Source organism: Aurantiacibacter spongiae, from assembly GCF_003815535.1.
GTDB lineage: Bacteria > Pseudomonadota > Alphaproteobacteria > Sphingomonadales > Sphingomonadaceae > Alteraurantiacibacter > Alteraurantiacibacter spongiae.
On record NZ_RPFZ01000001.1, the window covers coordinates 1,994,469 to 2,013,267 of the forward strand.

Consider the following 18,799-nt stretch of genomic DNA (forward strand, 5'->3'; position numbering starts at 1 on the left):
CGAATGCGGGTAGGAAACGACCCAAGGTTCAACCCACGAAAGATCATAGAAATGCATGCATCTACCCGCCCTGCCTCGTCCAGCAAGAAGGCCTGGACCGCGCCTCGCCTGATCCATTGCGACACCATCGGAAACGTCGAAGCCAATATCGGCGTCATTTCCGAGGGCATATTCCCGTTCAGCACGACCAGCTAGGCTTCGCGGCGCACGGATCAGATCAGAAAACGACCGCCGGATTAGCCTGACGATAGGTGTCGGCGACCTCTTGAGCGTCGGGAGAAGTCTGCCAGCCGTTCTCGCGCGATGCGTTCCTGGCTGCGACGGTTTCGAAATTGACTGGCGCCTGCGGAGGCATCGTAACGTCTTCTCCGGCGGGCCCGATCCCGAGCGTATCGGCGAAGAGGAGCCGCCCCCCCATCAGACGGGTCAGCGCCTGCGGGAAAACCTCCGGACCGAAGGCGAAGCAGCCGTTCGAACGACCGCAGCGACCCCATTCGGCGACGTGGGCCGGTGTGACGTAGTCGGCCGGATGCATGACGATGGCGCGGGGGAAGGCGTTGTCGTTGGTAGGGTCCAGTCCGCCGAGCCGTACCGAGGTGCCGTAGCGCCCTTCGTACCATTCCCAGGTTATGTAGGCGCCCTTACTCGTCGCCCAGCTGCTCGGCAGATTAGAAAAGCCGTTCAGCCAGCCATCATGCTCCGGATCGGAGCCGCTGCCGTGGGCGACGAGGACGCTCTCGACGCGGCCCCCTTCCAGATCGACGAAATGGAAGCGCGGCAGGGACGAATGGAGACCGAAATCGGCGATTCCGACCATATCGCTCCGCCAGAGCGTCGCGGCATTGCGCTCCACCTCGCGCCGGGCAACGTCCAGCAGGCGCCGCGTCCGAACATCGGGCGCAGCCTGCGCGAAGACGGTGCGCGGGGCGGCGGCCAGTGCCGCGCCGGCGACGCAGGTACGGTTCAGGAAGTTTCGTCGGTTCACGCGAACCTTTCTACCGTCGGGCGGATGAATGGTGCCCGTATGGTCGCTCAAATCCGCGCCTTCAACCGGCAGATGGCGGAACGGCTCGCCTCGGTATAGGCGCCGTTGTCGTAGCGATGGGTGCCGACGAAATGCACGAAGGCGGCTTTCGCGCTCAATTTTTCGGCCCAGTAATTCAGGTAGCGGTCGTACGGTAGCAAGACGGGCTGCGGTTCGTTGGCGATGTGAAAATTGCTCGCGATCTGCTCCGTGCCCCAAATTGCGATTCCGTCGGCACCGACAAGCGCCGACATTCTGGCGAGGAAGGCGGCGGCAAGGCCTCGCCCCGGTCCGCCGGCGGCGAACCCGGCAAAGCCCGCACAACCCCGTACGTAGCGCCAATCGCTCCTGTCGATCTGGCCGAGCCGGCTTTCCATCCGCGTCTGCACATGCCCGTCCTCGGGTCCGCGGGGGTAGCGGCTTGTCGCAAATTCCTCGAGGGGGAGCGGGGTCTTGCCTGCATCCGCGCCGCCGAGGAGCGTGAAGCTGCGATTCGACGTCACTGCCTGCATCACTTCGGGCACGGAACCGAGCGTCACCGTATCGCTGTCGAGTTGGATCCAGTACTCGCCTGCGCGGTGATCGAGGATGGTCAGAAACCGCTCCCAACACCCGCCGCGCGGAAAAGACCCGGTATCGACGGAGCCGATCGAGACGATCTGCGGGTCGCCGCAGTGATGCGCCAGCACCGCCCGATCCTGCGCGGTAAGCGAACCGTCGTCGAGCAGCGCGACGCGACCGCGACCCAGCTCCTGCCAGAGCGATTTGACTGCGACCAGATAGGGCAGCAGCACGCCCGTTCCGATCATCGAGAAGAGGACGAGGCCGTCCTCGCGCGGGGCGATGGGCGGGGTGTCGAGTATGCCGGCGATGGCGTCGGCATGACGTGCGGCGTCCTTCTTGGTGCGCCAGCGCTGCGGCAGGAAGCTCATCCGCGTCATCGCTACTGGCCGAGAATCATGCGATCGTCGGCGATCTCGACCCTGTCTACCGTCGACAGGAAGGATTGACCGAGCAGCGATATGGCGAGACCGTCCGGCACCACGATGGCGTCGACATCCGTAGCCTCGAACGCGCCCAGCGAAACGCGTGGCAGCATGACGGGCACGCCAAACACCGGGCCGCTGGCACCCTGCGCAACCGGCGCGATGGCGTGATCATCCCAGTAGATGCCGGCGGCGGACGCGTCCTCTCCGGTCAGGGCGACGATCGAGGCGCCAGTATCGACGAGCATCCGGCTCGGAACGCCGTCTATGCTGACTTCGGCGTAGAAATGACCGTCGACCTGGCGTTGGAGCGTGAATTCCTCGTTCCAACGAACCTGGCCGTCCCCGAGCGCGGCAAGCATCGCATCCGGAGAAGCAGTGGGCGAAGGTTCTACCGTCGTGCTGGCAAGTCCGTCCTCCAGGGCGAACATCGGCACGGCGAGACCAACCGCGCCGCCCGCAATCAGGACACAGGCGAGGGGTATGCGATAGTCCATCGCCCGCGAATCTAGCGGCCAAGACTTTCCACCGGGTAAAGGGCGTTGGCTTTCGCGCAGGCGAGCATGGAGGCGGCGTGGCGGTCTGCGACCTCGCGCTGATCCGTACCGTATCCCCCACCCAGCGCACTGGCGATAGGCAAACCTCGCGACCGCGCTTCTCCGATGACGAGGCGGTCGCGCGCGGCGAGCCCTTGCGAGGTCAGCGCCAGGCGACCCAGCCTGTCGCCCTCATGCGCGTCGATACCGGCCTGGTACAGCACGATGTCGGGTTCGAAATCGTCGATGATTGCGGGAAGATAATCGCGCAGAGCAGCGAGGTAATCTGCATCGCCCGTCCCGTCCGGCAGCGCGATATCGCAGCACGAGCGTGCCTTGCGGGCCGGAAAGTTCTTCTCCGCGTGGATGGACAGTGTGAAGATATCCTCGCGCCCGGCGCACAGGCTTGCGGTGCCGTCACCCTGATGCACATCGCAATCGACGATCAGCACGTGGCCCGCATCGCCCTGCGCGATCAGGCGATTGGCGGTTACCGCGAGATCGTTGAACACGCAGTACCCGGCTCCGGTATCGTGGAGCGCGTGGTGACTTCCGGCAGCGGAATTGGCAGCGTAGCCGTGCTTCATCGCCAGTTGCGCGGCGAGCCAGGTTCCGCCGTTCGTGTGCCGTACGCGCGCAGCGATGCGCTGCGTGACAGGGAAACCGATGCTTCGCTCCTTCTCCCGTGGGACGCTGGCGGTGAAAACCTGCTCGACGTACCGGGGATCGTGAACCGCCTCGAGCCATTCGCGCGGGCATGGATCGGGTGCGTGCTCGGTCAGAGGATATCCGCTTTCGCGCAGTGCGATCATCACCAGCTGATACTTGTCGAACCTGAACGTGCCGCGCTCTGGCGTCGGCGCCATATAATCCACGTGATGAACGACGTGCAGCATGTCTGCTCAGTCGCTGGCGTCTGCCTTGGCGGCGATGGCCTTTTCGGCAAGTTCCTCGGCCTCGAGCTCGTTGCCTGGCTCCAGTATTTCGATCCTGCGATCGATGAGCTGGTTGTAGGTACGGAAGAACACGCCCAGCTCCCACATCATCGTGTCGCGCAGCTGGTCGAGCCGCTTCACCCCGCCGAATGTCTGGCTCAACGGAGGCACGCCCACGAGCCGGTCGTTGCGGACCATTTCCCCGTCTTCCTCCTGCGCCATCCGCAGGATCGCCACCGGTCGGACCGATACCAGCGTACCCGACGGGAGGGCGCCCCCGGTCAGCACCATCACGTCGAGCGCATCGCCATCCTCTGCCAGCGTGGCGGGTACGAAGCCGAAATTGGCCGGGAAGGCCAGACCCTCGGGCAGTTCGATCGCCCATCGAAATATGCCAAGCTTCTTGTCGAGATCGATCTTGTGCGTGTTACCCTTCGGACATTCGATGAAGGCGTGCAGCAGTCCTTCATCGTCGCGCGCGGGCAGGGCAGCCAGATGTTCGGCATCGATCATGTCAGTGTTCCGCTTTTGTTGGCGACCTGACAACCTACGGTATCGGACCGGAGGCGTTCCGCCTATTCGGCTGCTTCGGCATGGGGATCGAAGGCAATGGCGGTGCCGGCCTCGATCTCGGCGGCCTTCTTTTCCACCAGTGCAACGATGTGGTCGAGCATGTCGTCGGATTGCACGTGATGGTCGGTGACGCCCGAAAGGTAGACCATGTGCTTGCCCGCGCCGCCTCCAGTGATGCCGATATCGGTCTCGCGCGCTTCGCCCGGGCCGTTGACCACGCAACCGAGTACCGAAAGGCTCATCGGCGTCTTGATATGTTCGAGCCGCTTCTCAAGAGCCTCGACCGTGCGAATGACGTCGAAACCCTGGCGCGAACAGCTGGGGCACGACACGACGCGAACCCCCCGGGTCCGCAGACCGAGCGCCTTCAGCATCTCGAACCCGACGCGCACTTCGGTTTCCGGCTCCGCGGACAGCGATACGCGGATCGTATCGCCGATACCCGCCCACAGCAGGCTGCCCATGCCGATCGAGGATTTGACCGTGCCGCCGATCAGCCCTCCGGCCTCTGTAATGCCGAGATGCAGCGGACAATCGACCGCCTCTGCCAGCCCCTGATAGGCGGCGACAGCGAGGAACACGTCGGATGCCTTCACCGCCACCTTGTATTCGTGAAAGTCGTGGTCCTGCAGCAGCTTGATGTGATCGAGCGCGCTCTCGATCAGCGCCTCCGGGCAAGGTTCGCCGTACTTTTCCAGCAGGTCGCGTTCCAGCGAGCCGGCATTGACACCGATGCGAATGGCGCAGCCATTGGCCTTCGCTGCCCGCACGACCTCGGCGACGCGCTTGTCGTTGCCGATATTGCCCGGATTGATGCGCAGGCAAGCGGCGCCCTTGTCCGCTGCCTCGAGCGCGCGCTTGTAGTGGAAGTGGATGTCGGCGACGATCGGCACGTTCGCGGCCCGAGTGATCTCGTCGAAGCGAGCGGTCGCTTCCTCCGTCGGACAGGAGACGCGCACGATGTCCGCACCCGCGTCCTCGCAGCGACGGATCTGGTCGATTGTCGCGCCCACGTCCTGCGTCGGCGTGTTGGTCATGGTCTGCACGCTGATCGGCGCATCGCCGCCGACAGCGACGGATCCCACCATGATCTGGCGGGACGGCCGGCGCTCTATCGTGCGCCAGGGGCGGATGCTGGTGATCGCGTCTGCTGACATGGCGCTCGATATAGGCCGCGCATGATGAAGGGGCAATGACAAGGCCGTTGATCGAGGCCCGAGCGTTGCCGGTCGGTAAACAGTGTCGGGATCGCTTCCGTCGTATGCAAAGGGGAAATCGGGACCGCTGTGAAAGTTGCCTCATGTTCAGACCGCTCGCTCTCGCCGCCCTCCTTGCCAGCACGGCCGGGGTCCACGCCGCCGCCCAGGAACAGGTTCAGCGAGCCGGACCTGATTGCGAAGCGCTAGTCGATGGCAATGATGGCGCCGCCTGCGTGCTGGCGCGAACTCTCGAAAGTGATTTCATCTTTCCGGAAGCAGGGGCACGCTATGCCGCCATGTTACGCGCCGCAATCGCGGAGGGTCGCTATCGCGGGTTGGCGAGCGAAGATGCTGCACGGCGGATGACCGCGGACCTGCAGGCCGTTGCGCCCGATGGTCATCTCCGTGTCCAGCCCGCCCCCGAGCGGGGTGAAGGTGGCGCACGGAATTTCGCCAGCGACATCCCGTTGCTCGAACAGGGTGACTGGATAGCCCCGGGCATCGGCTACCTGCGTATCAACGAGTTTACCCGAGACCCTGCCACCATCGCAGAGGTATCACGGTTCATGGCCGATCACGCCGATGCCGAGGCATTGATCTTCGACCTTCGGACCCACCACGGCGGCGGGCTGGAGGAAATGGACGCCATCCTCGAATGGCTGTTCGCCGAACCGACCCCGCTGGTGCGGATGGAGATGCGGCGATCGGTGGCGGACGAGCACGGTGTACCCGAAGAGGAACTCGCCACCCTGCGACGCATCGAAACGCCGGACATGGCTACAGCCGAGCACTGGGCACTGCCGAACGGCGATTCGCGGCTTTGGGATGCGCGCGTCATCCTGCTGACCGGTCCGCGCACCGCGTCGGCAGCGGAGCATTTCGCGCTTGCGATGAAGGCGACGGGGCGGGCCACGCTGATAGGTTCGGCCACGGCCGGCGCCAACCATTTCGGCGGCGGCATGGATCTGCCCGGCGGGCTCGCCGCATTCATCCCCATCGGGCGAACCTATGATCCGGCGACCGGGGAGGATTGGGAGGGTCATGGCGTTCAACCCGATATTGCGACCGACCCTGCCGACGCGCTGGCCCGTGCCTTGATCGAACTCGGCGTCGAACCTGCCGAATCCGCCCGTCTCGCGCGGGTCTACGCGCCAACGCTGCCCATGACCCGGCGCGAGGGATGAGAGCAGCAATGCCCCACTAGGCAAGCCCGCCGCGGCACGCCATGATCGCGTGCGATGGAACAAACGGACGACGTGAAGCTGGACGGCCCGTTGCTTTTCGGGCGCGTGCTCGATGGGCGGGGCGGGGCGCGCCCTATCGGTTGGGATGAGGCCAGAACATGGCGGCGCGCTGAAGATGGCGAGGTTATGTGGCTGCACCTGTGTCGCAACAAGCCGGGCATCGAGGAATGGCTGGAAAAGCAGGACATTCCCGAACCCACCGCCGAACTGCTCACCTCCGACAGCACCCGTCCGCGCGCTTTTCGGGAAGGGACCGCGCTTGTCGCCACGTTGCGCGGTATCAATTTCAACCCCGGTGCCGAACCCGAGGATATGGTCGCGCTACAGGTGTGGAGCGACGGCGAGCGCGTGCTGACCCTTCGCCGCCATCGTCTGCAAAGCCCGCGTGACGTTCTCGCGAGCCTGGACGAGGGCCACGGACCGGTCGATGCGGGACGCATCATCACCGAACTGGTCGAGGCGCTCATCAACCGCATGAACGCTTCCATCGTCGACATGAACGAAGCGATCGACGACATGGACGAGACCGGCGCGCAGGACGGCGATCCGGAAAAGACGCTCGCCCGCATCGCCTCCATTCGGCGCAACTGCCTCGCTCTACAGCGCCACATGGCACCGCAGCACGAGGCGCTGGAGACGATTTCGCGCACCGCTCCGTCTTGGTTCGAGGCGGACGACAGGCGCGAGATCGCCGAGAGCATAGACCGGCTGCGCCGCTATCTGGAGGATATCAACATCTCCAAGGAAAGCGCGCTGGTCATTCAGGACGATATTCGCGCCCGCGCCGCCTCTCGCGCGGAGCGGACGAACTACCTGCTCACCATCGTTGCCGCCATCTTCCTCCCGCTCGGCTTCATCACCGGACTGCTCGGCATCAATGTCGGCGGAATGCCTGGCGTAAACGATGGCGATGCGTTCTGGATCGTCGTCGGCCTGTGCAGCGCGATCCTGTGCGTGCAACTGGCCCTGTTCTGGAAGTGGAAGTGGCTGTGAGACTGGCGGCACTTCGCCGGCGGTAGGAGAGGGCGGACATGGAAGAACACGGTGCCGGCCTGGTGCTTCGCGACGGGTTGCTGATGCTCGGTTTCGCGATGGTCGCCGTGCTTGCCTTTCGCCGTGCCGGACTGGGCGCGACGCTCGGCTATCTCGTGGCCGGCGCGCTGCTCGGGCCGGATGTTCTGGGCCTGGTCGGCAATGCGGAGGAAATGGCGGCGGTCGCGGAACTGGGTATCGTGATGCTGCTGTTCATCGTCGGCCTCGAACTCAGTCCGGCGCGGCTATGGCGCCTTAAAGGCGCGATCTTCGGTCTTGGCCTGACGCAGGTGATAGCCTGCGGGCTGGCGGTTACGGCGACGGTCCTGGCCCTGACCGGATACACCTGGCAGGCCGCGCTTGCCATCGGCCTGCCGCTCGGCCTGTCTTCCACCGCGCAGGTCCTGCCCATGCTGCAATCGGCGGGGCGGCTGCGAACGCCGTTCGGCGAACGCGCCTTTTCCATCCTGCTGTTCCAGGATCTCTCGATCATTCCGCTGCTCACGATCGTTTCGGCGATGAGCCGCAATCCGGCGGCGGAGGAAGGTCCGTCGGGCTGGGTTCTCGGCCTGCTGACGATCGGCGCGATCATCGGGCTGATTGCCGCGGGGCGGCTCCTGATTCGCCCGTTGTTCCGCCTGATCGGGGGGCTGGGAGAGCGTGAACTGTTCATTGTGGCGGCGCTGTTCACCGTCACCGCAAGCGCCTTCGTCATGCAGGCGCTCGGCCTTTCGGCGGCGCTTGGGGCCTTCGTGGCGGGCGTGATGCTGGCCGATACCCCCTACCGGCACGAGCTGGAAGCCGACATCGAACCGTTTCGCGCCGTGCTGCTCGGGCTGTTCTTCGTCTCGGTCGGAATGATGCTGGACCTGAATGTCATCGCCGACAATCCGAACTTCGTGATCGGGTTTGCCGCCATGCTCATCGTGGTGAAGACGGCGATCATAACCGGGCTGGGAATGCTCTTGAGGATGTCGTGGCGTTCTGCCCTCGCGCTCGGCCTGCTGCTGAGCCAGGGGGGCGAGTTCGCCTTCGTCCTCTACAGCCAGGCGGAATCCGCGTTGCTGATCGAAGATGCGTCCTCCAGCCTGTTCGGCGCCATCGTTACCCTGTCGATGGCCTCGACCCCGTTCCTGATGATGGCCACCCGTCGCATCCGCCGCGAGCCCGCGTCCAGCGAAGAAGCCCGCGAGGAACCCGATGGCGAAACCGCCGGTGCGCTCATCGTCGGCTTCGGACGCTTCGGACAGACGGTAGCGCAGACGCTGCTGGCAGGCGGACTGACGGTCACGCTGATCGACAACAAGGCAAGCCAGATCGACGTTGCGGAAGAGTTCGGCAGCAAGGTCTATTTCGGGGACGGCCTCAGGCTCGACATGCTGCGCCAGGCCGGCGGGGCGGAGGCGCAGCTCATCATGTTCTGCCTTGATTCCGTTCCCGATGCAGACTTCGTCGCGTCGGTCCACGACGCCTTCCCCGAAGCCGCCATCTACGTTCGCGGCTATGATCGGCGGAGTGTCATCGACCTTGCTGGCGGTCCGGCACGCTATATCATGCGCGAAGTGTTCGAATCCGCAATCCGCATGGCATTGATGGCACTGGAAGAGGTCGGTGTCAGCGAAGAGGAGATGGACGAGGCCGAGGCGACCTACCGGGAAAACGATCGCAAGCGAATGCAGGTACAAATCGAGGGCGGCGACATCTACGCGGCGAAGGAAATGACGCGCGAGCAGCAACGCGCGCTCCGGGGCGAGGCTTGAGGCGCCGTCAGTCGGAGGCACGACCGGCGCCGAGCAGATATTGCTGTGCCGCCACCACGGGCAGCGGGCGCGAGAAATAATAACCCTGCCCGCAATCGACCCCGAGCGATTTCATCACGTCCAGTTCTTCTGCCGTTTCGATACCTTCCGCCACCAGCGTGCAGCCGATATCGCCGGCGAATTGCACCATCGCGGCTGTCATCGCACGCCGCGCGGGATCCATGTGTATGTCCCGCGTCAGCACCATGTCCATCTTGAGGATATCGGGTTGCAGGTCGACGATGTGGCGCAGGCCGGAATAGCCTGTGCCGACATCGTCGATGGCGATTTTCGCATGGGCCTTGATCGCCTCTATCTCGCGCCGGAGCGCGGCAAAGTCGGCGACCTGGCAGTGCTCGGTAATTTCGACGACAAGGTTCGCCGGCTCACACTGTTCCAGTTCGGCGCGCAGCGTGCCGCTCGCAACCGTTTCGGGAGAGACGTTGACGGCGGCATACACACCTTCCGGAATATGCGGCAGGGTTTCCAGGGCGCAGCGCACGGCGGTCATTTCCAGCTGGGTGCCAAGGCCAACCAGTTCGGCATCCTCGAACCACGCGTCGGGCCCGCGCTTGGTAACATCGGGGAAGCGTGACAGGCATTCCACACCCCTCGGCCGCCCGGTGTCGAGCGCGACTATCGGTTGCTGGAAAATAGTCACCGCATGCCCGTCCAGCATCGCCTCGACGCGGGAGCGGGCCTGTTCGTGCGTCATTTCCCTTTCGAGAGACGACTGAATCCGTTCGCCTACCAGCCCGGCAAAACTGCGCAGGATGTCGAGGTCGCGCTGCGTCATCGAACGGTCGGGCTTACGGCCCAGTGCACAGAAGCTTCCCCAGACCGTGCCGTCCGCCAGTCGCAAAGGGGTGTTGATATGGCAGCCGACCGGCAGGAAATCGGTGATGTCCATGGTCGCGCAGAGCGGATGATCGGCGGGATCCTGGATCAGTTCGGGCAGGCGCCCATTCAGGATGTGCCAGCAATAGCCTTCCTCGCGCGGGTTGCGATATCCGGGCCCCATCGGCAGGTCGAGATCGCTGCTGACATGGGTCAGCTCGCGCTGCTCGCCTTCGACATACCGGGCGACGAACGCGATATCGACGCCAAGATGTCCGCGCACGGTGTTGAGGATGCGATCGATGCCCGGATCGTTCACGAGTTCGTCGGCCAGCGGTCGGGCGGGCGCCTCGAAATCGGGCAGTTGAGGTGCGAGTTCTCCCATCGGCTTCCGCATATGCGCAGGCAATCGCTAAGGTCGTCTTAACCAGCGGGGCTTTTGCCCTCAGAGCTCTAGTTCGAGCAGAAATTCTTCGTCGAGCTGGTCGCCCACGCGAAAGGTGATGTCGGCGATCTTGCTAAAACCATAACGCGCGTAGAACCGCTGCGCCCCGTCATTCTCGCTCCATACCGACAACTGGATGGCGTCGTGATCGTGTTGCCGGGCGAACGTGATCGCCCAGTCCATCAGCGCCGCGCCGATGCCCTCTCCGGTCCGTGCCGGATCGGTATAGAGCTGACCCAGCCCCATTGGCCTTGCCGCATCGGAATGATGGGCATACCAGCTCGGCTGACGGACCTTGACGAAACCGGTGAGACCGTCGCCCACGGCGTCCTCGGCGAGACGATGGGTAATGGCCGGATCGGCGATCTCGTCGGCGATGACCGACCGCGCGTAGACGTCCTGGAGGAAGACGCGAAGATCTGCGGGTCTATACAGATGTTCGAAGGCCGCGCAGAAGCTCTCTTTTCCGAGGCGGGAGAGGGCGTCCGCATCGTCGGGCGTGGCGGGGCGAAGGATCATCGCGCTCTCGTTAGGTGTGCACGCGCACCAAGGCAATTGCGCAGGTTTGGTGACATGAGAAAGGGGCGCGGATCCGGCTGATCCGCGCCCCCTTCGCGTCTCCGGTCGATCAGGCGCCTGGCGGCAGATCCTTCGGATCGGCCTTGGCGTCGCGACCCTCGACCCGCGCGGAAACCGGCCCGCTGGTGGTCGTCGGTGAGCGGTTCTCGAGGTGGTTGTCCACCTGCTCCAGCTTGCGACCGGCCCATTCGCGTCCGCCGAGGCCGAAGGCCAGCGCCGCCGCTACCGCGCCGCCGATAACCAGGGCGGTGAACGCTGTCTGCACGATATCGTCGCCCACTTCCATGAACTCCAGGCCCATGAAGGTGAACAGTATGATTGCCGCCCACTTGACGATGGACGCCGCCATGCCGCCGCCCGTACCGCCGATGAGATTGGCGAGTAGTCGCGCGACGAAGAAGCCGGCGACGATGACGACCGCGCCGAACACTACGCGTCCGCCAAGTTCGAGAACCGCGTCCAGGATGCGGGTCAGTTCCGGGAAGTTCAGTAGGCGCGTTGCCGCGATGGCGAAGAACAGCACGATGGCGACCTGCGCGATGCGCGCGATGATCGAGGATGCGCTGGTGGTGCTCGGGAGCAGTTCGCTGCTGGTCATCGCGCGATCGACGCCAAGGCCGGGAAGCACCTCCTTGATGAGTTGCGCCACAAAGCGGCCTACCAGATAGCCGATGCCGAGCAGGATAGCCGCACCGATCACTCGCGGAATGGCGTTGAGGATCATCGCCAGCATGTCGCTCGCGGGTTCGGACACGCTTTCCAGACTCAACGCGTCGAGCGCGAGGATAGAGACGAAGATCACGATGATCGCGTAGACGATCGTGCCGATCGTGCTGGACAGGCGCGAATTGCCGGTGAGCGTTTCCGCCCCGCCGCGATTGATCCACTTGTCGAAATCGACCGTCTGGAGTGCCGTGACGGTCAGATCGCGCACGATCTTGGCCACCATCAACCCGATGAAGAAGATGAGCCCGGCGCCGATCAGGTTCGGAATGAAGCTCATGATATCGTCGAGCAGGGTCGTCACCGGCCGCATCACGCCGCCCAGGTTGAAGACCTGCAGGATGGCCAGCAGGCCGAGCAGCCAGATCAGCAGGCTGACGATCTTGCCAAGTTGCAGCCCGAGGCTATCGCCCGACGACGTGCTGTGCTGGAGGAAGGATACCTTGTCGACCAGCTTGGCGAAGGCCCATTTGGCGGCGCGCGCCAGCAGCCAGGTGACGACGAGGATCACGGCGGCGATGATGATTTTTTCCAGGATTTCCATCGCCAACTGTTCGTTGAATCTCCAGTTTCCCATCCGCATGGGTCAGCTCCCTGTTTCTAGCTCTGCGTCTCTTGCGACTTGTTGCACTCGTATCACGACGAGCCGTGAAACCTCAAATGCGCTCCGAATCGTAAAAGTTCCTGATCGGGGTCAGGAGTACTTGTCGACCTTGCGCCGACCGAAGCGCAGCCCGCTTTCCAGATGTCCACGCAAGGCGGCATAGAAAGCTTCGAGGAATTCGCGCTGGTCATCGTATCCCGGTTCCCAGCCGATCTTGCGGGCTATGGCAGCGGCAACATCGTTCATGGCCGCGTCGTCGCCTTGACGAAGGACATTCTCGAGAACCTGCAGTTCATGCTCGCCGTAAACGGCGAGTTCCGCCTCGCCGAAACGGTATTCGCGCGACCGGTCCGGCGCCAGCGACATGGCCGCGGCGAGCGTTGCCCGACGCGCCTCGACCACCCAGGTGCCTGCCACGAGGTCGCCCGCGCGCATGGCATCGCGATTGAAGAACGGAAACAGGACGAATACAGCGAGCCATACGAACGCGGCGAAACCGGCTATGCCAAGCCCCTTTCCCCCGCCTCCGAACATGAAAAAGGCCGGCAGGAACACCTCGACATCACGCACCAGGTTGCGGGCAATCACCATCTCCGCGGTCAGCCGACCGCCATCGCGCGCCGCGACGCGCAGTCCCAAGAGGCGCTTTCCCGGCGTGGCGGCTCGCGGCCCCAGCTCGAACCACAGGAAATAGCCGTATCGAGCGAGGAACAGCAGCAGGATGATGAGCACGACCAGCGCTTCCACCAGCGGTCCGGCTCCTTCCATGTCGCCCAGACCCAGCACGCCGATGCCCAGATAGCCGAGAACCACGAAGAACAGGATGGTGCCGACGATTATGAACGTCAGGTCGAGAAGCAACGCTCCGGCCCGCGCCCCGCGACTGCCTACGCGCAGCGGAAGGGCGAGCCCCTCCGGCGTCACGAGTTGACGGTCGCGTCCGGTCTTCTCCCGGCTTCTTGCGGGAACGCCTGCGGTCACGTCTCGCGCTCTCGCGGAGGGCGCGACAGGATGAAATATCCGAGCCAGAAAAGCAGCATTCCCGTTCCGATCGCGGCGCGTGCGGCTGCGTCGCCGACGAGTTGCCGGACATAGCCTTCGAGCACACCGGCGACGATCAGCATGATCGTGCAACCTGCCATCACCTGCGCCGCACGAACCCCCGCGGCCTGCATCGCGGCAAGGATCGAGCGGTCTCCCGGAAAGGCCATGGTGCGCCCGACATGCAGGCCAGCGGCACCCGCCAGCATGATCGCCCCGAGTTCCGTCGTGCCGTGAACGCTCAGCCAGGCGGCGAATTCCCACCCGAGGCCGGCATCGGCGAATACCCACAGCATCGCCCCCAGAAGCGCCATGTTGTAGAGCAGTAGCAACAGGGTCGGAACGCCGAAGGCGAAACCCAGCGCGAAGGCCATAATGGCGACGCCGGTATTGTTGGAGAACAGCGAGGCGGCAAAAATCGAGAGACCGTCCGATCCGGGCTTCGTTCCCAGGCTCTCGCGCAGCGCCGCCGCTCCCGCTCCGGGTGTACGGCCGCCGGCCATCCCGCCGGGAACGAGGGCGTAGAACCAGTCGGGCTCACGGCTTACCAGCAGCCAGCCTACCAGAGTCCCGGCCGCCATGACGGCGAGGGCGATGCAGATGTCGAGCCAGATGGCCCGCACTGCCGCGCTCCAGCCGCCCCCGACGAACCGGCGCAACCAGCCGGTAAAGCCCATCCGGGGGCCGTAGACCTGAAACCAGGCGCGCTGAACGAGCGCCTCGAGATAGGCGAGGGTGGCGGCGTCGAGCGATGTCTCGCGAGCCACGGCGAGACCGGACGCGGTCTTGCGGTAGAGCACCGGCAGATCAAGCAGATCCTCGTCGCTGATGCGCCGGGGCCGTCCATTTTCCAGCGCGGTGACGATGGAATCGAGACGTTGCCAGTCGACCTGCCTTTGCAGCCTGAAGCGATCCGAGCGCAGCGACGCGGCCTCGATCTCCGCCGGTGTCTCGATCTCGGGCGTCCTGAAGAACGGCAGGCCCATCATCCGATCGCCTCTGCCGCCCTGGTTTGCAGATAGCGATCGATCACCTGGTAGCCTATCCGGTCATGCGCGGCCTCGATTACGGCGACGCCCAACCGTTGCAGCCGTTGCAGCACGATGGATCGCTGCCGGGCGAGGGAGTCGGCGCTGACTGCCACGGCGATGTCGGTCATCGTATCGGGATCGACGTCCGCGAGTTCATCGAGTTCGGTATCGGTGAAGGTGACGAAGATCACCAGATGATGACGGACCAGTCGCTCGACGCTTTCCACCATGAGTTCGGCCGATGTCGGATCGGAAAAGTCGGAGAACAGGACGATCAGCGACCGTCGCTGCAGACGCGCGGCAAGCGTAGCCAAGGCGAGCGTGAAGTTCGGCTCGCCTACGCTGTAATCGAGGTCGGCGGCCGCACTCTGCAAGCGGTGGAAGGCCCGCGTATCGGTGACGAAGGGGGTCATCAATCGTGGTTGCTGGGCGAAACCGAAAAGCGCGACGCGGTCCCCGCCTTTCAGCGCGACATAGGCGGCGGTCAGCGCGGCGGAAACGGCGCGGTCTATACGGGGTAGGCCATCCACCGGTTCGCACATGGCCTGACCGCAATCGAAGGCGAAGACGATCTGGTTGTCGCGCTCCGCCTCGTTCTCGCGGGCGTAGAGCGCGGTATGCCGCGCACTCGCCTTCCAGTCGATGCGGCGGCGGTCCATGCCGGGTTCGTATTCGGAAAGAGCCTCGAACTGCGTTCCCTCGCCGCGGATACGCCGGGCGACGGTCCCGAACTGGCTGTCCCGCAGGAAATGCTGGAGAACCGGAGATCGCACCGGGGAGAGATCGGGCCAGACGCGGATGGCCGCGTCGAGCGCGACGTGCCTCTGCCGCGCCGCGAGACGCAGCGGCCCTGGCCAGCGCAACCAGAGGTCGGTGAGTTCGCCCGTTCCGCGCCGCAGCGGTACGGCGGGTGCGCTGCCGGCGAAGCGGCCCGGAACGTCGGTCGGCAGGAGCGGAAAGGTCAGCTTGCCGTGTTCTCCCAGGCGGGGATCGAAACCGATGGACGCTTCCGGATGCGCCGGTCCGGCCCCCGCCAGTTCCACCTCGACGCGCAGCTGGGCGGCCTGCCCGACCTCTGCATCGGGTGGCGCGTGAAAATCGAAGCGTGACAGGCCGCCCGCCAGCCATCCGTCGATCATCGCAACCAGCAGCACTGTCAGCGTGGCTGCGGGCGCTACGGTCCACGCACCAGGCGCGGTTGCCGCGATGACGACCGCGACGGGCGCCAGCAGCGTCAACAGCACGAGTGTTCGCGCTGTCGGCACGATGGGCGCGGGCGGCAGCGAGATGCGTGGAAGCTTCAAGGAGTCTCCCGCTCGAGTGAGGAGCCGGTCATTATCACCTGGGTGCCTGCGTCTGTTCGATCATGCGGGCCACGAGGTCTTCCATCCGTTTCCCCTCGATTTCCGCTGCCGGACTCAGTTGCAGGCGGTGACGAAGGACGGCGGTGGCGAGCGCCTTCACATCGTCGGGAATGACGTAGTCGCGCCCGTCGAGCGCAGCGCGGGCGCGGGCGGCGTTGGCCAGCAAGACCGCCGCGCGAGACGAAGCGCCGCTGGCGATGTCGGCGTTCTCGCGGGTGGCGCGTACGAGCGAGACGATGTAGCCTATTACCTCGTCCGACAGCGTGATGCCTTTTACCGCTTGGCGTGCTGCGGCGATGCTATCGGAATTCGCGACCGTCGCGATACCGAAATCGGCTGGTTTCTGCGGCCCGCTGCGTTCGCCGAAACGTGCGACGATACGCGCTTCCTCCTCGGCATCCGGATATGGAATCAGCAACTTGAAGGCGAAGCGATCGAGCTGCGCTTCGGGAAGCGGATAGACGCCCTGGTTCTCGATCGGGTTCTGCGTCGCGACAACCATGAAATTGTCGCTGAGCGCGTGCGTTTCGCCGTCCAGCGTGACCTTGCGTTCCTGCATCGCCTCGAGGAGCGCGGCCTGGGTCTTGGGCGGCGTGCGGTTGATTTCGTCCGCCAGCAGCAGTTCGCGAAAGATCGGCCCGCGGGTGAGCGTGAACTGGCTGGTCTGGAAGTTGAACAGGTTTGAGCCGAGAATGTCGCCCGGCAGCAGGTCGGGCGTGAACTGGATGCGGCCGAACTCGAGCCCGGTCGCGCAAGCGAAGCACTGGGCAAGGAAGGTCTTGGCCGTTCCCGGCGGCCCTTCCAGAAGCACATGTCCTTCGGCCACCATCGCGATCAGTAAATGATCGATCGTATTGTCCATGCCGACGATCGCCTTGCCGACCTCGTCGCGGATCGCGCCGGCCATCCGCGCCGTCTGTTCGAGTGTCATGCTCATTTGCGAACCGTCCTTTCGAGTGATTTTAGGGCACCGGCGGACCGAATGATCTCGCGGGGGTGGCGGGCGTTGCGCAGATCGTGCGCCGTTCTTGCAAAACCGGGGCCATCGTGTCCTGCGCCCTGCAAGGCCTCGTCGATGGCTCCTTCGCGTGCCTCGCGGTCGGCGGCGTGGATGCCGAGATCGCGGGCGATGCGATTTCCGACCAGCGCTGCGTAGGGTTCGGCGAGCAAGTGAAAGCGCTTCACCCGCGCGACCAGCGCTGCGCCGTTGCGGGCAAGCTGCCGCTTGCCCCGCGCCATCCCCGGCAGTTCCGCGCGCGGCGGGCCGAAGCGGTTGAAGGCGCGCCATCCGATCACCAGCGCTGCCAGAAGCAGGCAAAGGGTCGCGGCCAGGAATGGCGGTGAGAACGCGAGCGTAAGCAGATTTTCGCTCGCCCCGAGGCCAGCCAGGGTCAAGTCGAAGACCACGGGCATGTCTTCCCCGTCCATCGCCTCGTCGATCAGCGAGACCGCGACCCAGGCGCGGGTAGGCGCGGCGAGACCGTAATTGTTCATGAGGTCGGGTTCGAAGACGATGATGAGGGGCCAGGCATCGTCGCTGTGCGGCCGCACGATACCTGCAAGGATATCGCCCTCTCCGTCCCTCACCAGAGGTTCGATCCCGGACGCTCCCCCCTCCAGCAAGGCTTGCGCCTGTTCCGGATCGGGGAGGCTTCCCGAAAGACCGAAGCCTCGCCAGCCGCGCGTCGGACCCGTGGCCAGACGGGCATCGCCGGTCAGCTCCGTTTGCGCGAACCAACCCGGGCTGATGGCGGTGTCGATGAACACCCAGCCATCCTTAGCCTCCACGCCGGCGTCTTCGGGTATCGCGCCCGCCTGCCATTTGGGCAGGACCAAGATCGTCGGCCCCCAATTGCCCGATTGGCGATGCGCGATGATTTCGCCGATCTTCTCGCCATCGCTCCAAAGCGGCGGGGTAAGGATGGTGAGGTTGTAGTCCGCGAAACCGCCCGGATTGCGCGATAGCGACACGTCGTGCCCGGTTCCCTCGAGCAGACTGACCAGCCCCGCAAATCCCGTCAAGCCGTTGGAGGCCGCGTGTTCGCCCCCGTTGCGATCTTCGCTGCCGGTCCAGCCTTGCCCGATGGAATAGAGAAGCAGGAGGAAAGCGAGCGCGCCTGTCGTCAGCACGGCCAGCACCGCGCCCGGGCGAAAAGGGTTGGCGGGGCGGCCGGTCATGCGGAGGCTCGGCCATTCGCCAGGGCGAAATCGGCATAGGCGGCGCGGGCGGCGTGCCAGTCTTCCGCCGTCAGCCGGGTCAGTGCGAACAGGCTGCGCTCGACGCGCCCCGCGATGATGGCAAAGGCATTCCGGGCGGCGGCGGGCAAGCGGGGTTCTGCGGCGATTTCACGTGCGGTGCTCGACGGTTCGACGAGGTGCGGACGCGCCTCGGCGATCTGGCCGACCGAACGTTGCAGCAGAAGGTGGGTCGCCTCGTCGAAGCGCCCCTCTCTCGCCAGCCGGTCCGCTTCTTCGAGCAGAGCGAGCGCGACACCTTCTTCAGGTGCCCAGTCCTCCATCTGCTCCGGCCTGGCGCGCCGCGCCCCCAGATCCGGGCCGAACAGTCGCCACACGATGAAAAGCGCCGCGGCTATCGCAAGCGCCAGCAGCACCCAGGACAAGACAGGCCAGATCCCGGCGAGGAACCGGGCGAGCGGAGCGAACACCTCGGCAAGCCAGTCCTGCAGGCGCACGAGCCAGTCGGGCGGTTCAGGCGCGGCGGGCATGTCCACCGGCGCGAACTGGAGGCTGTCATCGGCACGCATGTGCCGCCATGCCCGCGCGAAGTCATCCCCGCCTGCGACCGCCGCGCCGTTCCCCTGTTCCCTCGTCACCCGGTCATGCCTT

19 protein-coding genes are annotated in these 18,799 nt (G+C 65.0%); 4 read left to right on the top strand and 15 right to left on the bottom strand.

Features of this window, described 5'->3' with window-relative positions; all coding sequences use genetic code 11:
• Nucleotides 1-51: 51 nt before the first annotated feature.
• Entirely contained in the window at nucleotides 52-195 is a 144-nt protein-coding gene (locus EG799_RS14010) for a hypothetical protein (RefSeq protein WP_158611055.1), read from the top strand.
• Nucleotides 196-217: 22 nt separating this feature from the next.
• Here EG799_RS14010 and EG799_RS09700 read toward each other — a convergent pair whose 3' ends face one another.
• The 6 genes from EG799_RS09700 to ispG all read right to left on the bottom strand — a co-directional run bounded on the left by EG799_RS09700 (nucleotide 218) and on the right by ispG (nucleotide 5,196).
• On the bottom strand, nucleotides 218-1,036 hold the full coding sequence (locus EG799_RS09700) for a murein L,D-transpeptidase catalytic domain-containing protein (RefSeq protein ID WP_234029102.1): 819 nt from the start codon (nucleotides 1,034-1,036) through the stop codon (nucleotides 218-220).
• Entirely contained in the window at nucleotides 1,033-1,956 is a 924-nt protein-coding gene (locus tag EG799_RS09705) for a hypothetical protein (RefSeq protein WP_148085432.1), read from the bottom strand. Before EG799_RS09705 ends, EG799_RS09700 begins: the two co-directional genes overlap by 4 nt.
• Before the next feature lie 11 nt (nucleotides 1,957-1,967).
• Entirely contained in the window at nucleotides 1,968-2,507 is a 540-nt protein-coding gene (locus tag EG799_RS09710) for a retropepsin-like aspartic protease family protein (protein WP_123880702.1), read from the bottom strand.
• A gap of 11 nt (nucleotides 2,508-2,518) precedes the next feature.
• Nucleotides 2,519-3,442, bottom strand: coding sequence for a histone deacetylase family protein (locus EG799_RS09715; protein ID WP_123880704.1), 924 nt, complete (start codon nucleotides 3,440-3,442; stop codon nucleotides 2,519-2,521).
• A gap of 6 nt (nucleotides 3,443-3,448) precedes the next feature.
• Complete coding sequence (locus EG799_RS09720) at nucleotides 3,449-3,994, bottom strand: inorganic diphosphatase (RefSeq protein ID WP_123880706.1); 546 nt, start codon at nucleotides 3,992-3,994, stop codon at nucleotides 3,449-3,451.
• Nucleotides 3,995-4,056: 62 nt separating this feature from the next.
• The gene (ispG, locus tag EG799_RS09725) at nucleotides 4,057-5,196 is read right to left on the bottom strand and encodes a flavodoxin-dependent (E)-4-hydroxy-3-methylbut-2-enyl-diphosphate synthase (RefSeq protein WP_123883014.1); all 1,140 of its coding nucleotides are present in this window, start codon (nucleotides 5,194-5,196) and stop codon (nucleotides 4,057-4,059) included.
• Between the two features lie 158 nt (nucleotides 5,197-5,354).
• Between ispG and EG799_RS09730 the strand changes: the two genes are divergently transcribed.
• The 3 genes from EG799_RS09730 to EG799_RS09740 are packed head-to-tail and all read left to right on the top strand — an operon-like array spanning nucleotide 5,355 to nucleotide 9,289.
• Complete coding sequence (locus EG799_RS09730; RefSeq protein WP_158611056.1) at nucleotides 5,355-6,437, top strand: S41 family peptidase; 1,083 nt, start codon at nucleotides 5,355-5,357, stop codon at nucleotides 6,435-6,437.
• A 54-nt stretch (nucleotides 6,438-6,491) separates the two neighbouring features.
• The gene (locus EG799_RS09735; RefSeq protein ID WP_123880710.1) at nucleotides 6,492-7,490 is read left to right on the top strand and encodes a zinc transporter ZntB; all 999 of its coding nucleotides are present in this window, start codon (nucleotides 6,492-6,494) and stop codon (nucleotides 7,488-7,490) included.
• 38 nt (nucleotides 7,491-7,528) lie between these two features.
• The gene (locus tag EG799_RS09740) at nucleotides 7,529-9,289 is read left to right on the top strand and encodes a cation:proton antiporter domain-containing protein (RefSeq protein WP_123880712.1); all 1,761 of its coding nucleotides are present in this window, start codon (nucleotides 7,529-7,531) and stop codon (nucleotides 9,287-9,289) included.
• 7 nt (nucleotides 9,290-9,296) lie between these two features.
• On the opposite strand, the gene EG799_RS09745 is transcribed toward EG799_RS09740, so the two are convergent.
• The 9 genes from EG799_RS09745 to EG799_RS09785 all read right to left on the bottom strand — a co-directional run bounded on the left by EG799_RS09745 (nucleotide 9,297) and on the right by EG799_RS09785 (nucleotide 18,786).
• A complete protein-coding gene (locus EG799_RS09745; protein ID WP_158611057.1) occupies nucleotides 9,297-10,550 on the bottom strand; it encodes a sensor domain-containing phosphodiesterase in 1,254 nt (417 codons plus the stop codon).
• 60 nt (nucleotides 10,551-10,610) lie between these two features.
• Nucleotides 10,611-11,129 carry a GNAT family N-acetyltransferase gene (locus tag EG799_RS09750; protein WP_123880716.1) on the bottom strand — a complete coding sequence of 173 codons (519 nt, stop codon included), beginning with the start codon at nucleotides 11,127-11,129 and terminating at the stop codon, nucleotides 10,611-10,613.
• Nucleotides 11,130-11,238: 109 nt separating this feature from the next.
• Nucleotides 11,239-12,495 (bottom strand): mechanosensitive ion channel, encoded by a 1,257-nt coding sequence (locus EG799_RS09755; RefSeq protein ID WP_123880718.1) that lies wholly within the window; start codon nucleotides 12,493-12,495, stop codon nucleotides 11,239-11,241.
• A 111-nt stretch (nucleotides 12,496-12,606) separates the two neighbouring features.
• Complete coding sequence (locus tag EG799_RS09760; protein ID WP_123880720.1) at nucleotides 12,607-13,497, bottom strand: RDD family protein; 891 nt, start codon at nucleotides 13,495-13,497, stop codon at nucleotides 12,607-12,609.
• Entirely contained in the window at nucleotides 13,494-14,546 is a 1,053-nt protein-coding gene (locus EG799_RS09765) for a stage II sporulation protein M (protein WP_123880722.1), read from the bottom strand. Before EG799_RS09765 ends, EG799_RS09760 begins: the two co-directional genes overlap by 4 nt.
• A complete protein-coding gene (locus EG799_RS09770) occupies nucleotides 14,543-15,892 on the bottom strand; it encodes a DUF58 domain-containing protein (RefSeq protein ID WP_234029103.1) in 1,350 nt (449 codons plus the stop codon). The genes EG799_RS09765 and EG799_RS09770 overlap by 4 nt, the downstream gene beginning before the upstream one ends.
• A gap of 34 nt (nucleotides 15,893-15,926) precedes the next feature.
• The gene (locus tag EG799_RS09775; protein ID WP_123880724.1) at nucleotides 15,927-16,889 is read right to left on the bottom strand and encodes an AAA family ATPase; all 963 of its coding nucleotides are present in this window, start codon (nucleotides 16,887-16,889) and stop codon (nucleotides 15,927-15,929) included.
• Nucleotides 16,886-18,130 (bottom strand): DUF4350 domain-containing protein, encoded by a 1,245-nt coding sequence (locus EG799_RS09780; protein ID WP_123880726.1) that lies wholly within the window; start codon nucleotides 18,128-18,130, stop codon nucleotides 16,886-16,888. Before EG799_RS09780 ends, EG799_RS09775 begins: the two co-directional genes overlap by 4 nt.
• Complete coding sequence (locus EG799_RS09785) at nucleotides 18,127-18,786, bottom strand: hypothetical protein (protein ID WP_123880728.1); 660 nt, start codon at nucleotides 18,784-18,786, stop codon at nucleotides 18,127-18,129. Before EG799_RS09785 ends, EG799_RS09780 begins: the two co-directional genes overlap by 4 nt.
• Between the last annotated feature and the right edge of the window lie 13 nt (nucleotides 18,787-18,799).

Bases quoted from the DNA above. Each gene is read 5' to 3' on its own strand.
- EG799_RS14010 (WP_158611055.1), top strand. From the start codon at position 52: ATGCATGCATCTACCCGCCCTGCCTCGTCCAGCAAGAAGGCCTGGACC.
- EG799_RS09705 (WP_148085432.1), bottom strand. From the start codon at position 1,956: ATGAGCTTCCTGCCGCAGCGCTGGCGCACCAAGAAGGACGCCGCACGT.
- EG799_RS09710 (WP_123880702.1), bottom strand. From the start codon at position 2,507: ATGGACTATCGCATACCCCTCGCCTGTGTCCTGATTGCGGGCGGCGCG.
- EG799_RS09715 (WP_123880704.1), bottom strand. From the start codon at position 3,442: ATGCTGCACGTCGTTCATCACGTGGATTATATGGCGCCGACGCCAGAG.
- EG799_RS09720 (WP_123880706.1), bottom strand. From the start codon at position 3,994: ATGATCGATGCCGAACATCTGGCTGCCCTGCCCGCGCGCGACGATGAA.
- EG799_RS09730 (WP_158611056.1), top strand. From the start codon at position 5,355: ATGTTCAGACCGCTCGCTCTCGCCGCCCTCCTTGCCAGCACGGCCGGG.
- EG799_RS09735 (WP_123880710.1), top strand. From the start codon at position 6,492: ATGGAACAAACGGACGACGTGAAGCTGGACGGCCCGTTGCTTTTCGGG.
- EG799_RS09740 (WP_123880712.1), top strand. From the start codon at position 7,529: ATGGAAGAACACGGTGCCGGCCTGGTGCTTCGCGACGGGTTGCTGATG.
- EG799_RS09745 (WP_158611057.1), bottom strand. From the start codon at position 10,550: ATGGGAGAACTCGCACCTCAACTGCCCGATTTCGAGGCGCCCGCCCGA.
- EG799_RS09750 (WP_123880716.1), bottom strand. From the start codon at position 11,129: ATGATCCTTCGCCCCGCCACGCCCGACGATGCGGACGCCCTCTCCCGC.
- EG799_RS09755 (WP_123880718.1), bottom strand. From the start codon at position 12,495: ATGCGGATGGGAAACTGGAGATTCAACGAACAGTTGGCGATGGAAATC.
- EG799_RS09765 (WP_123880722.1), bottom strand. From the start codon at position 14,546: ATGATGGGCCTGCCGTTCTTCAGGACGCCCGAGATCGAGACACCGGCG.
- EG799_RS09775 (WP_123880724.1), bottom strand. From the start codon at position 16,889: ATGAGCATGACACTCGAACAGACGGCGCGGATGGCCGGCGCGATCCGC.
- EG799_RS09780 (WP_123880726.1), bottom strand. From the start codon at position 18,130: ATGACCGGCCGCCCCGCCAACCCTTTTCGCCCGGGCGCGGTGCTGGCC.